Source organism: Peribacillus frigoritolerans (assembly GCF_001636405.1).
In the GTDB taxonomy this organism is placed as follows: Bacteria; Bacillota; Bacilli; order Bacillales; family DSM-1321; genus Peribacillus; species Peribacillus frigoritolerans.
The window spans coordinates 343,385-356,137 of the sequence record NZ_KV440950.1; the positions used below are offsets into that span (position 1 = coordinate 343,385).

Genomic DNA, 12,753 nt, shown 5'->3' on the forward strand with positions numbered 1-12,753 from the left:
AAGGATAATGACTTGAAATGAAGGAAGCTGTTACCATTTAAGTGGATTTATCAGTAAATTAAATGAAGAAATTCAGAAAGTAGGCCCATACATGACAGAATTCATCGACCTTGGCGTCAGCCCGGCGATTAACAACATATTAAAGCAAATAGGAATATCCGCCCCTACCCCGATTCAGGAGAAATCGATACCCGATATCCTTGCTGGAAGGGATGTCATCGCGAAGGCGCAGACAGGAACGGGGAAGACTTTGGCCTTTTTGCTGCCAATCCTGGAAAAAGTCGATCCCGCCGCATCCCACATACAATCACTGATCGTCACGCCAACAAGGGAATTGGCTTTGCAAATCACTGCTGAATTGAAAAAATTCGCTGATGAAATCGAAGGACTTCAAGTGCTTGCAGTTTATGGCGGACAGGATGTCGAGCAGCAAATGAAAAAGCTGACAAGAAACATCTCCGTGGTGGTCGCCACGCCCGGCAGGTTATTAGATCATTTACGAAGAGGCACCATCGATCTCTCACAAACTGGAACGCTTGTGCTGGATGAAGCTGATCAAATGCTTCATATTGGGTTTTTACCAGAAGTGGAAGAGATCATGGAACAGCTTCCAGAGGAGCGCCAAACGCTGCTCTTTTCAGCGACGATGCCTGAACAGGTTCATCAATTGGCTAAACGCTACATGACTAAACCATTAACTGCCGCTGTGAAGGCCGAGCAAGTAACGGTCGAGAAAATCAGGCAGCTTGTCATCGAGACGACCGATCGTGCCAAACAATCTTCATTAATCAACATGATCAAAGAAGAACAGCCATACCTTGCAATCATATTTTGCCGTACAAAACGTCGCGTTTCGGTATTGAATGATGCCCTGAAGGCAGCTGGATTCAATTCTGAAGAGCTTCATGGTGACCTTTCACAGGCAAAGCGGGAACGTGTCATGAAAAACTTCAGAGACGCAAAGCTTCAATATTTAGTGGCGACGGATGTTGCTGCACGAGGGCTTGATGTAGAAGGCGTAACCCATGTGTTTAATTACGATGTTCCCGAGGATGCAGAAAGTTACATCCACCGAATCGGGCGGACGGGCCGTGCGGGTGAGAATGGCTTGGCTGTCACCTTCATAGCAACGAAGGATCTTCAGCTATTAAGCGATATTGAAAAAGGGATCTCCATGAAAATTGAAAGAAGGACGATTGAAGGAGTGAAAATGTTCCAACCCGATGAGGTGAGGCAAAAAAGGAAGCGTCATGAAGACCCTTCCGATGAGGGTACCCGCCGCCCGCGTTCGGGAGGGGGAAGGAAACATCGGGAACGGATCGATACGAGAGGACCGAATCGGGGCAGTCACCGTTCTGTAAATCAAGCGGACAATCGTGAAGTCGAGAGGGAGAAACCACGTGGAGGCCGGATGGAAAACAGCCGCGGGTCTATACGTGAGGATTCACGGGGAGTTCGTTCGGAAAACGGCCGCGGACCAAGGAGAGAGAATCCGCGGGGTGGCCGCTCGGAAGACGGCCGTGGACAAAAGCGTGACAATCCACGAGGAGATCAAAGAGACAGCCGTAGATCAACTAGTACACAAGGCGCGAGCAATCGCAGAGGTGGATCTGGCAGCAGCCCCAATAGAGGGAGAAACCGGTAAAAGGGGGAGACGGGAGTGAACAAGCCTTGGTTGGCGGAATATCCAGTTTCTCTGGAGCTGGCAGGGAAATTGATCATGCTGCAGTTTCCGGAAATTGAGTTGAAAGAGATCGAGCAACTTGGGGAGGGTTTCGATAACACGGTCATACAAATCAATGGGCAATTTGTATTCCGTTTTCCCCGCCGCCCTATTGCAGTTACGTTGATTCAAGTGGAAAATCAGCTTTTGCCTTCCATTGCAGGCACTTTTCCGCTTGCTATCCCTGAACCAATCTTTTTTGGGAAACCAAGCACTTTGTATCCTTATCCTTTTACCGGTTATAAAATGGTGAAGGGACACTTGCCTGTAGAAGGAACAAAAGCAAAAAAGGTCGAATCGGCAAAAAGATTTGCCCGCTTTTTGAAGGTTCTTCACAGTTTCCCTGTCGAAAAGGCTATGCGTTTAGGTGTGCAGCCTGATGGGATGATGAGGCTTGATGTACCCTATCGAAAGAAATCACTTATGGAAAATGTCTCGAATCTAATAAAGCTAGGATACTTTGAACAGGCGCATGCAGTTAAGGGTTTTGTTGAAACCTTAGGTGAAGGTGAATTGGATGTTCAGCATCCGATTTCGCTCGTTCATGGAGACATCCATATCCGGAATGTTTTACTTGATGACGAAGGCGTTCTCGCAGGTGTAATTGATTGGGGAGATGTCCATATCGGGAATCCAGCCATTGATTTCTCCTTTTTATACAGTTATTTCCCAAAAGAGGTGCGCAGTGCTTTTTTCGAAATCTATGGTGAAATCGAAAAGGAAACAAAGAGCCTAGCCCGGTTCAGAGCCATATATATGCTTGTTACATTACTCGTTTATGGCATAGATCGCCACGATGAAGAGCTGATTGCCATTACGAGTACCGGTTTGAAATTTGCTATGGAAGAATAATTGTCATGCTCTTTTGATGTTTAGGAGGTACATATGAAGGCAAGTTATTATCATGCAATCACATTAATGGCGAACATATTGGATCAAGCCAATATTCCCTACCAATATACAGGTCGATCTGCGCTTTTCGTACAAGGAGTGGATATCGATGAATATAAGAAAATCGGCATGGATGTACAATGGGATGTCTTTAATGAGGCTTTGGATCTTTTTTCCGAATACGCGCCAACAAAGCCTGAAAGAAGTCCTGAGACTGCATTCTTTCTAATGGATGTCGATGGGATTTCTGTCACTGTTCGCTGCCGGTTTAACACGACCATTAAAACGGACCCTTATCGTTTATCCATAAAGATGGGGGATATGGAGGTTTGGTGCAGGTCGTTATACAGCTATTTATACGAAGAAGAAATGAGAAAGTTCAGTGCCGAGATTCATGCTTACTTATCAGCCGAGCAGAAGGGGTTCACAGCGGAAAATGAACAAGCCTGGAACCAGAATAATTATTTAGCGCTTGTCAATCGTTATGGAAATCCCGTTGAATTGGCATCAAAAATCAAACAAAACCCAAAATGGAGACTGCACCCTTTTTATAAATATATGGGGGAAATATCCGGCAAAAAAATCACACATTTGATGGGATCGAACGGTGTTAAGGCAGTGGCACTGGCCATATTGGGAGCAGAAGTGAAAGTTGTTGATTTTTCCCAGGAAAACGCAATGTTTGCAAATGAGCTGGCAAGTGGCGCCAATGTCTCCATCGAGTATATCGTTTCGGATGTCCTTTCGCTATCATTCGAGCATGAATCAGGGAATCAGGATTTGGTTTTAATGGAGCTCGGTGTACTTCATTACTTAATAGATCTGCAGCCGTTATTTGAAAAAATTAAAAAGATGCTGAAACCCGGAGGCCGATTCGTACTGCATGAATTTCATCCGATTTCAACAAAGCTCATTACTTCAAATGGTAAAAAACATAAAATAACAGGCAACTATTTCGCTCCGGCAATCGAAAATAATGAGGTCGCATTTTCGAAGCATATGCCGGATGAGGAAAAAGGGAGCCTTTCAAGAGTTGTACAGCGTAAATGGACAATCGGGGAACTTATAACGTCAATAGGTCAATCAGGACTCGTTATTAAAGTGCTCGAGGAAGAACCGAATCATAAAATCCATGATATCGGTCTTCCGAAAACATATACCTTGGTGGCGGAACGAGTTTAAGCTGCATGATGAGGGAATGAAAGCTGACTGAAGGAGTGTTTTCAGTCAGCTTTTTATTTATTCCATAATAAAGGGGATGCCGCTTCTGCAGCATCCCCGAAAAAAATTAATTTTGTGCCGACCATTCCTCTACATCCCATACTTTGGTTACCCAATCTTCATAGAAATCAGGTTCATGGCATACAAGGACAATCGTTCCTTTATACTCTTTCAATGCACGTTTCAGTTCTTCTTTTGCAACGACATCCAAATGGTTTGTCGGTTCATCGAATAACAGCCAATTGCTTTCGGTAAGCATGAGTTTACAAAGGCGCACTTTTGCTTGTTCCCCACCGCTTAAATGGCTCATCGGACGTGTAATGTGCTCGTTTTTCAAACCGACACGGGCAAGAATCGCACGTACCTGCGGTTGATCCAGATGCGGAAATGCATTCCATACTTCATCGATCGGCGTCGTATCGCCTGCTTTCACTTCTTGTTCAAAATAAGAAGAAAAAAGGAAATCGCCAAGTGATCTTTTACCGCCTAGAGGATCGATTTTACCCAAAATCGTTTTTAATAGAGTGGATTTACCAACTCCGTTACAGCCGACCACGGCAATTTTTTCTCCCCGCTCGATGGTCATGGACAACTTCGGAAGCAATGGGCGGTCATATCCGATTTCCAGATCTTCACCTTCAAAGACATAACGGCTGCTCGCACGTGACTCTTTAAAGTCAAAGGTAGGTTTCATTGCAGTTTCAGGACGATCGATGCGTTCCATGCGATTCAATTGCTTTTGACGGCTCTTTGCCCGTCCGGTCGTTGAATAGCGTGCTTTATTCTTTGCAATGAAATCTTCCTGCTTTTTAATGAATTCACGCTGTTTTTCATAGGCGTTAATATGTTGGTTTTTATTCAATTCAGCCAGCTCAAGGAATTTTTCATAAGTTGCCGTGTAACGGGTCAGTTTAGAAAATTCAAGATGGAAGATGACGTCGACGACGCCGTTCATGAACTCAGTGTCATGCGAAATTAGTAAGAATGCATTAGGATATTCCTTTAAGTAGCTGCTCAGCCAGCGGATATGCTCCACATCCAAGTAGTTCGTCGGTTCATCAAGGAGCAGTACTTCAGGCTGTTCCAATAGTAGCTTGGCTAATAAAACCTTTGTCCGCTGTCCGCCGCTCAGGGCAGAGACATCACGGTCCAAGCCGATTGCATCCAACCCTAAACCGCGGGCCGCTTCTTCAATTTTAATATCCAGATTGTAAAAACCGCCGGCTTCCAGCTTGTCCTGGATTTCACCCATTTGTTCCAAGAGTTCTTCAAGTTCCTCCGGAGTGGCAGTACCCATTTTCTCTGTAACTTCATTCAGTGCTTTTTCCTGCTCGAATAAAGGCAAGTAGGCATCCCGTAAGACGTCGCGAATCGATTTACCTTTTGAAAGTATCGTATGTTGATCAAGATAGCCATATTCGACACCAGGTGTCCATTCGACCCGGCCATCATCATGGATGAGTTGCCCTGTAATGATATTCATCATCGTTGATTTCCCGACACCATTTGCCCCGACCAGACCAACATGTTCGCCAGCCATCAGGCGGAAGGAAACATCCTTGAATAAGGTACGGTCACCAAAGCTGTGTGCTAATTTATCTATAGAAAGTAAGCTCATTTATATTGAACCTCCCAATTAATTTGAAAAAATCCCTACGTTTCATCATACTAAAATCTGCACGGGAATGCTATCTAATCTATTAATTTACATATATGTGGGTACGGGGAATCCTTAAAGTGAACCAACCGGTCCAATGCCATGGTGCATTATCGCCCTGTCATAAATTATATGAGATAATAGAGGAACCAGTTTAAAAGCGAAAGGATGTTAATATGAGTAAAACAGTCGTACTGGCCGAGAAACCTTCGGTCGGCAGAGATATAGCAAAAGTGTTGAATTGCGGGAAAAAGGGGAATGGCTTTTTTGAAGGCGATCAGTATATCGTCACTTGGGCACTGGGTCATTTGGTTACCCATGCAGATCCGGAATCTTATGATGAAAAATATAAAACGTGGCGCCTTGAGGACCTGCCCATGTTGCCGCCTACTTTGAAATTGGTCGTGATCAAGCAATCAGGCAAACAGTTTCAATCAGTTAAAACACAATTGAATCGCAATGATGTCAAGGATGTCATCATTGCAACGGATGCAGGCCGTGAAGGGGAACTTGTTGCACGCTGGATTCTCGAAAAAGCGAATGTGAAGAAGCCGGTCAAGCGGCTTTGGATTTCCTCTGTAACGGATAAAGCGATCAAAGATGGATTTAAAAATCTGAAAGATGGCAAGGAGTATGAAAACCTATTTGCCTCTGCTGTAGCAAGGGCGGAAGCGGACTGGATCGTTGGGATGAACGCGACGCGTGCCCTAACGACCAAGCACAATGCCCAGTTATCCTGCGGGAGGGTCCAAACGCCGACACTTGCGATGATTGCAAAAAAAGAAGAGGAAATAAAACAGTTCCGGCCTAAGAAATATTATGGCGTTTCGGCAATTGCAGAACCCAATTTGCGCCTCGTCTGGCAAGATGCCCAATCAAAAGATATCCGCACATTTGATAAAAACAAGGCAGAAAAGGTTCTTGCAGCAGTTAAGGGGAAAAGTGCAGAAGTGGTTGAAGTGAACAAGGCACATAAGAAAAGTTTTTCCCCTTCTTTATATGATTTAACAGAACTTCAACGGGACGCCAATAAGAAATTCGGCTATTCTGCGAAGGAGACGTTATCGATCATGCAGCGCTTATATGAAAGCCATAAGGTCTTGACTTATCCAAGGACGGATTCACGCTTTTTATCAACGGATTTGGTTGATACGCTAAAAGAAAGATTACAGGCTGTAAGCATTAAACCATATGCCCAGTATGCATCAAGGATCCTGCGCAGCCCGATTAAAACAAATAAATCGTTCGTGGACGATAGCAAGGTTTCTGATCACCATGCAATCATCCCCACTGAGCAAACGCCGCTGCCGGGAAAACTGAGCGACAAAGAATCGAAAATCTACGATTTGGTCGTTAAAAGGTTCCTTGCTGTATTGATGCCGCCTTTTGAATATGAACAAACGACCATCACCGCAAAAATGGGGCAGGAGATGTTCATGGCAAAAGGGAAGGTCATCCTGAAGTCAGGTTGGAAGGAAGTTTATGATCATCAATTCGATGAGGAAGAAGCTAAAGATGGCCTTGCGGAGCAACTGCTTCCGAACGTTCAAAAAGGTGACAGTTTAACCATTTCGACTGTGAAACAAACAGAGGGTGAAACGAAACCGCCGGAACCATTCAATGAGGGGTCGCTTCTTTCGGCAATGGAAAATCCCGCTCGTTTCATGGCAGGGGAAAGCAAAGAGCTCATCAAGACACTTGGTGAAACTGGCGGGATTGGAACTGTTGCAACACGTGCGGATGTCATTGAAAAACTGTTCAATAGCTTCCTGATCGAGAAGAGAGGAAAGGGCCTTCATGTCACCTCGAAAGGAAAACAACTTCTTCAATTGGCACCTGAAGACTTGCGTTCTCCAGCTTTGACAGCTCAATGGGAGCAAAAGTTAACTGCGATAGCAAAAGGAAAGCTGCCAAAACAGGCTTTCATCGGCGATATGCGCTCCTACGCCAAAAATATCGTCCATGAAATCAAAAATAGTGACCAAAAATTCAAGCATGATAACGTGTCAGGAACGAAATGTCCTGATTGCGGCAAGCTGATGCTGGAAGTGAATAGTAAAAAGGGAAAAATGCTTGTCTGTCAAGATCGTGATTGCGGCCACAAAAAAAGTGTTTCACGTGTAACAAATGCCAGATGCCCGCAATGTCATAAAAAGATGGAAATGCGCGGTCAAGGAGAAGCACAGACATTCACCTGTAAATGCGGTTTTCACGAAAAACTATCTTCTTACAATAAACGAAGAGGTCAAAATAAAAATCAAAAAGTATCCAAAAATGAAGTATCCAATTATATGAAAAAGCAAAATAAAGAAGAGCCGATCAATACTGCATTGGCAGATGCCTTGGCGAAACTGAAATTCGATAAATAAAAGAAAAAGGATGGAGCAATCGCTCCATCCTTTTTCGGTATATTCCTGCTACGACTAAATTTCATTCAGTACGGTGCCATGTAATTCATATTCAAGTGTTTTGTCAGTGTGTGTGTGTTTATCCGAGTCTACTCGTATGAGCGTACTGAATGGTTTTTGATCACCCGGACTGAAAATTGCTTCATCATTCTCTGGATTCCATAGGCTGTAAATACTCATGATCGTATCTTCCTCCTTTGGATGAGAAGACTAGTAATTCTCATGTTTGATTATCATCCAACTCTTCAATTGACTCTAACGCTGATCACCGGGACTAAACACCGCTGCGTCATTCTCTTTGTTCCATTGGCTTCTGATTGTACTCATCATGCACTATCATCTCCTTTGGTGAGAATGTCTTACAGTATTTGTATACCCGGATGGGACAGGTTAAAACATATATTTTAAAAAATGAAGAAATTTCAGTTTCTGAAGATGAAGAAAACTCCGGTAGAATGCAAACTTTTGCTACTACAAAGAGTGGCTCAAAACTTTTGAACTGTTGGTCACCAGTTCAAAATGGGAAATCGTACTAGGTTCATACAAGAATATTCGAATAAAATACAAATATAAATTGGTTAATAATAAACCTCAGTTTGTATCAGTTTCTAATTACGATTCTTACTTAACTGGAATTAATTTGGAAGTTGACTGGTTACATAAAGGCGGGAAGGCATCCTTCAGTAAAAAGAACAGTACAAAAGATACTGCTAACATAACTGTTGATGGGGTTTATGTGCTAGGTGTTATAATTGCAGGACACCCTATTGGATTTAAATGGAATGGTTCGTGGAAACGCTCTTTAACATTAAAGAAATAGAAGTGATTAATTTTCAATAAAATGAATTTAGGGGTTTATCAGTCTTTATCACTGATAAACCCCTTTTACTATAGTCCAACAAGAATTTTCGAAAATATCCTTTTCACTTCACACATATTCGCCTAATGTTCGCTGTCGGACACCTTCAGCAACTTTTGCACGGAGAAAAATATCTAAGGCTTCTTGCAGTGTGTATTCAATCGTGCAACTTTCCGTAGCCTTACTGTCCAATTTCCGTTCCCTTAACGCAGTTCCACGCTGTTTAATAACGTGTTTCTTCATGAAAAAAAGCACCTCCAGACATAGAAAAATAATAGTGAAATGGAATATCACTGTTCCTACGTACAGAAATGCTTTTATCCTACATGCAATTTACGGCTTTTACGGTCATACCAACAGAAAAAAACCCTGCTACAACACGGAGAAACCGCATTATAACAGGGCTTATAAACTTTAGCGTCCCAGATAGGAATCGAACCTACGACCTACAGCTTAGGAGGCTGTCGCTCTATCCTGCTGAGCTACTGGGACATATATTAAAGTCGACGACTTATTTATTATATTTCTTATAGGCAAACTTTTCAAGCTAATAGCACATACTTATGAAAAAAAATCCTCATAAATGTTTAGCGTGTCGCTAAGCTTTCGTTTTTCCCCTTTTTTCATTAAATGGAATACTTTATTGTTCACTGGTTTCCTGGTACTATTATACTATAAAAAAATCAGGAGAATGATAGTGAAAAAATATAGAGTTTTAAGGATGGCGGCATTGCTGGGGGTTTTGATTTTACCTGGATGCTCACAAGGGATTTTAGAGGGGATAGCCACAAAGACGGCTGCACCGATTACGGAAGATGACATTGAAGTGGCCGAAGCGGCTGAGAATGGGACCGGGCAGGATTCGGAGGGGCAAATCGATACGGGAGGCTGGAGGAAGGCCGAGTCCCCGGTCCAGCTTCCGATATTGATGTATCACAGCATTTCTGAAGGGAATGGCCTTCGGGTTCCAAGGGAGGAATTCCGATCACAGATGGCTTGGCTTCGGGAGAATGGTTACTATACATTATCCCCTGAGGAAGCATTCCTCGTTTTAACTGAGAATCGGATGCCAAGTGAGAAGTGCGTCTGGCTTACTTTTGATGATGGCTATACAGATAATTACACGGAGGCTTTCCCGATATTAAAAGAACATGATATGAAAGCAACTGTCTTCATGATCGGGAAGGCCATTGATAAAGGTCATCACCTGACTGAAAATCAAATGTTGGAGATGAGCAGGGATGGGATTTCAATTGAAAGCCATACCATCAACCATTTGGAGCTGAACCGCATGACCGCAGAGCAGCAAGAAGCCGAAATGGTTCAGTCGAAGGTGCTGTTCGACCATATCCTCGACCAGGACACGACAGTGCTTTCCTATCCGGTTGGCCGGTATAACGAAGAGAGTCTCAGGTTGTCAGAAGAAGCTGGATATAAGATGGCAGTCACTACCGAACCTGGGGGAGCTTCAAGCGACCAAGGGATGCATGCTCTGCATCGAGTTCGGATTTCACCAGGGTTATCGATCAATGGGTTTGCGTCGCTGATTGAAAATGCTTCAAAGCATTGAAGGTGGAAGGGTCATTTCGCACTTGTTCAGAAAAATCATATAATAATCGATTCTTACATGGTGTATAATGAAGGCAGTGAAAATTATATACATATGAACGATTTGGTGTCTTAATGACTTAAAAGGGAAGTTGGTGAAATGCCAACGCGGTCCCGCCACTGTATATGGGAGCTGACGGCTGTGTACCACTGTATGAGATATGGGAAGGTGCCGTTGACGATGACCATGAGCCAGGAGACCTGCCAGAATTCGTACACCTGTAACCTACGCGGATGGGAAGGTGTGTGGCAGACCCTAAGAAAGAGTCCGTATTGATATTGTTGCCATGCAAGCATCTTCCGTTTAACGGGAGATGCTTTTTGTTTTGAGGGTATCTTCCGGTATTGGTTTTCTCTGTTAGGTATGAAGAAATTAAATAAAAAGATTGTGGGGAATGAAAATGAAGAAGATTTTTGGTCTGATATTGTTGATGTTGCTTACTGCAGGCATGATGGTAGGCTGCGGTGCTGCTGATGAAGGAAAAGAAAAGAAGCAAACGAATCATGCTCAACACGAAGCTTTCCCGATTACGATTAAAGATGCAAGCGGGGAAAAAGTTACGATAGAAAAAGAACCGAAGAAAATCGTTTCGTTGATACCAAGTAATACGGAAGTGGTCTTTGCACTTGGTTTGGGTAAAAAGGTCGTTGGTGTTTCCGACAATGATAATTACCCGGAAGAGACGAAAGAAATTGAAAAAGTTGGCGGAATGGAAATGAACACGGAGCTGATTGTCTCCATGAAGCCTGACCTTGTTCTTGCGCATGCATCAAGTGCCCATAATTCAAATGAGGGTTTACAGCAGCTTAAGGATGCTGGAATAGATGTGCTCGTAGTCAATGATGCACAAAGCTTTGACCAAGTCTATGAATCTATTGAAATGATTGGACAGGCAACGGGAGAACATGATAAGGCAAACGAAATCGTTGCAGATATGAAAACGAAGCTCAAGGATATCCAGGAAAAAGCCAAATCCGTAAAGAAAGAGGATAGGAAGACCGTTTTAGTGGAAGTTTCGCCTTCACCGGAAATATACACACCTGGAAAAAATACGTTCATGAATGAGATGCTTCATATTATTTCAGCGGATAATGCGGCTGCTGAATTGGACGGTTGGGCAAAAATTGATGAAGAGTCGATGATTGCTGCAAATCCTGATGTCATCATTACAACGTATGGTTATTATACGAAAGATGCAGTAAGTGAAGTGACGGCCCGAAAAGGATGGCAAGACGTAAATGCTGTTAAGAATGGCCAAGTCTTTGATGTCCATTCTGACTTGGTGACCCGTTCCGGTCCACGCTTAATAGAAGGAGTAGAGGAACTTGCCAAAGCAGTCTATCCGAACCAATTTGACAACTAAATGGGCGTTTGCTTATTTGATTGCGTTGTTGATTTTGTTATTCGCAATGACGATAGGCATTTCCTTTGGTTCGGTGCCAGTTCCGATTCCCGTACTTATACAAATAATCGGCAAGGAGATTTTCCACTTGCCGATTTCTGCCGATCCGGATGTGATGCTAACGAATATCGTGATGAACATCCGCTTGCCGCGGGTGCTGCTCGCTGGTTTGGTTGGGGCATCACTTGCGATTGCGGGTGCGGCTTTTCAGGGACTGCTCCGGAACCCGCTCGCTGATCCTTACACATTAGGTATTTCATCAGGAGCATCGGTCGGGGCCGTTTTGACAATATTCTTGAATATATCACTGCCATTCATCGGTTTATATACCCTTCCGGCATTGAGTATTTTATGTTCAGTGCTCACGATGCTCTGCGTACTGACTTTTGCAAAAAAAATGGATCGATCGATGAAAGTGGAAACGATCATTTTAACGGGAATCATTTTCAGCTCGTTTTTAAGTGCCTTCATTTCATTGATGATTGCGCTGACGGGTGATGAATTAAGACAAATCATCGGCTGGCTGATGGGAAGCGTTTCAATGCGCGGCTGGAATTATATCGTAATCATTATGCCGTTTTTTATCATAGGTTCGTTGACCTTGATCATGAATACAAAAGAATTGAATGCGATGACTTTCGGGGAAGACCGGGCAAAACATTTAGGTGTGAATGTCAAGCGGCGGAAAATGTGGATCTTGATAGCCGGTTCGACATTGACAGGGGCAGCCGTTGCCGTTTCAGGGGCGATTGGTTTTGTAGGATTGGTCATTCCTCATTTTGTCCGTAAGATTTGGGGACCTGACCATAAACATTTGCTTCCGTTGTCATTGTTAATAGGAGGCGGATTCTTGATATTGGCCGATTTTGTAGCACGAACGATCATTGCCCCATCGGAACTGCCGATCGGGGTGATCACCTCACTAATCGGGGCACCTGCATTTGCGCTGATTTTATTAAAGAGACGGAGAGAAGGGTAAAAAC

The 12,753-nt window shown here is 43.6% G+C and carries 10 protein-coding genes, 1 tRNA gene and 1 riboswitch; of the genes, 7 read left to right on the top strand and 4 right to left on the bottom strand.

Annotation, left to right across the window (positions count from 1 at the left end):
- The first annotated feature begins 91 nt into the window (after positions 1-91).
- Genes A6755_RS01715 through A6755_RS01725 form a run of 3 tightly spaced genes read left to right on the top strand, consistent with a single transcriptional unit; the run spans position 92 to position 3,796 of the window.
- A complete protein-coding gene (locus tag A6755_RS01715; protein ID WP_063589630.1) occupies positions 92-1,645 on the top strand; it encodes a DEAD/DEAH box helicase in 1,554 nt (517 codons plus the stop codon).
- Between the two features lie 15 nt (positions 1,646-1,660).
- Positions 1,661-2,575 (top strand): phosphotransferase, encoded by a 915-nt coding sequence (locus A6755_RS01720; protein WP_063589631.1) that lies wholly within the window; start codon positions 1,661-1,663, stop codon positions 2,573-2,575.
- Positions 2,576-2,608: 33 nt separating this feature from the next.
- On the top strand, positions 2,609-3,796 hold the full coding sequence (locus A6755_RS01725; protein ID WP_244889615.1) for a class I SAM-dependent methyltransferase: 1,188 nt from the start codon (positions 2,609-2,611) through the stop codon (positions 3,794-3,796).
- A 106-nt stretch (positions 3,797-3,902) separates the two neighbouring features.
- On the opposite strand, the gene A6755_RS01730 is transcribed toward A6755_RS01725, so the two are convergent.
- A complete protein-coding gene (locus tag A6755_RS01730) occupies positions 3,903-5,453 on the bottom strand; it encodes an ABC-F family ATP-binding cassette domain-containing protein (protein ID WP_034316019.1) in 1,551 nt (516 codons plus the stop codon).
- Between the two features lie 215 nt (positions 5,454-5,668).
- On the opposite strand from A6755_RS01730, the gene A6755_RS01735 reads away from it, so the two are divergent.
- Positions 5,669-7,861 carry a DNA topoisomerase III gene (locus A6755_RS01735; RefSeq protein ID WP_063589632.1) on the top strand — a complete coding sequence of 731 codons (2,193 nt, stop codon included), beginning with the start codon at positions 5,669-5,671 and terminating at the stop codon, positions 7,859-7,861.
- 54 nt (positions 7,862-7,915) lie between these two features.
- Here the strand turns inward: A6755_RS01735 and A6755_RS26845 are convergent, their stop codons facing one another.
- The 3 genes from A6755_RS26845 to A6755_RS01745 all read right to left on the bottom strand — a co-directional run bounded on the left by A6755_RS26845 (position 7,916) and on the right by A6755_RS01745 (position 9,251).
- Entirely contained in the window at positions 7,916-8,080 is a 165-nt protein-coding gene (locus A6755_RS26845) for a hypothetical protein (protein WP_156404392.1), read from the bottom strand.
- Positions 8,081-8,828: 748 nt separating this feature from the next.
- Positions 8,829-9,002, bottom strand: coding sequence for a hypothetical protein (locus tag A6755_RS26850; RefSeq protein ID WP_174878680.1), 174 nt, complete (start codon positions 9,000-9,002; stop codon positions 8,829-8,831).
- Positions 9,003-9,177: 175 nt separating this feature from the next.
- Positions 9,178-9,251 (bottom strand) — tRNA-Arg (locus A6755_RS01745).
- Between the two features lie 229 nt (positions 9,252-9,480).
- On the opposite strand from A6755_RS01745, the gene A6755_RS01750 reads away from it, so the two are divergent.
- The 3 genes from A6755_RS01750 (at position 9,481) to A6755_RS01760 (ending at position 12,749) form a co-directional block, all read left to right on the top strand.
- The gene (locus tag A6755_RS01750) at positions 9,481-10,329 is read left to right on the top strand and encodes a polysaccharide deacetylase family protein (protein ID WP_134402186.1); all 849 of its coding nucleotides are present in this window, start codon (positions 9,481-9,483) and stop codon (positions 10,327-10,329) included.
- Positions 10,330-10,415: 86 nt separating this feature from the next.
- Positions 10,416-10,590, top strand: a riboswitch (cobalamin riboswitch).
- 178 nt (positions 10,591-10,768) lie between these two features.
- Positions 10,769-11,731, top strand: a complete 963-nt coding sequence (locus A6755_RS01755; RefSeq protein ID WP_063589635.1) for an ABC transporter substrate-binding protein — start codon at positions 10,769-10,771, stop codon at positions 11,729-11,731.
- Positions 11,694-12,749 carry a FecCD family ABC transporter permease gene (locus tag A6755_RS01760; RefSeq protein ID WP_063589636.1) on the top strand — a complete coding sequence of 352 codons (1,056 nt, stop codon included), beginning with the start codon at positions 11,694-11,696 and terminating at the stop codon, positions 12,747-12,749. The genes A6755_RS01755 and A6755_RS01760 overlap by 38 nt, the downstream gene beginning before the upstream one ends.
- The last annotated feature ends 4 nt before the right edge of the window (positions 12,750-12,753 follow it).

Excerpts from the sequence above, each read along its gene's own strand:
- A6755_RS01725 (WP_244889615.1), top strand. The coding sequence starts at position 2,609 with ATGAAGGCAAGTTATTATCATGCAATCACATTAATGGCGAACATATTG.
- A6755_RS26850 (WP_174878680.1), bottom strand. The coding sequence starts at position 9,002 with ATGAAGAAACACGTTATTAAACAGCGTGGAACTGCGTTAAGGGAACGG.
- A6755_RS01715 (WP_063589630.1), top strand. The coding sequence starts at position 92 with ATGACAGAATTCATCGACCTTGGCGTCAGCCCGGCGATTAACAACATA.
- A6755_RS01730 (WP_034316019.1), bottom strand. The coding sequence starts at position 5,453 with ATGAGCTTACTTTCTATAGATAAATTAGCACACAGCTTTGGTGACCGT.
- A6755_RS26845 (WP_156404392.1), bottom strand. The coding sequence starts at position 8,080 with ATGAGTATTTACAGCCTATGGAATCCAGAGAATGATGAAGCAATTTTC.
- A6755_RS01735 (WP_063589632.1), top strand. The coding sequence starts at position 5,669 with ATGAGTAAAACAGTCGTACTGGCCGAGAAACCTTCGGTCGGCAGAGAT.
- A6755_RS01750 (WP_134402186.1), top strand. The coding sequence starts at position 9,481 with ATGGCGGCATTGCTGGGGGTTTTGATTTTACCTGGATGCTCACAAGGG.
- A6755_RS01755 (WP_063589635.1), top strand. The coding sequence starts at position 10,769 with ATGAAGAAGATTTTTGGTCTGATATTGTTGATGTTGCTTACTGCAGGC.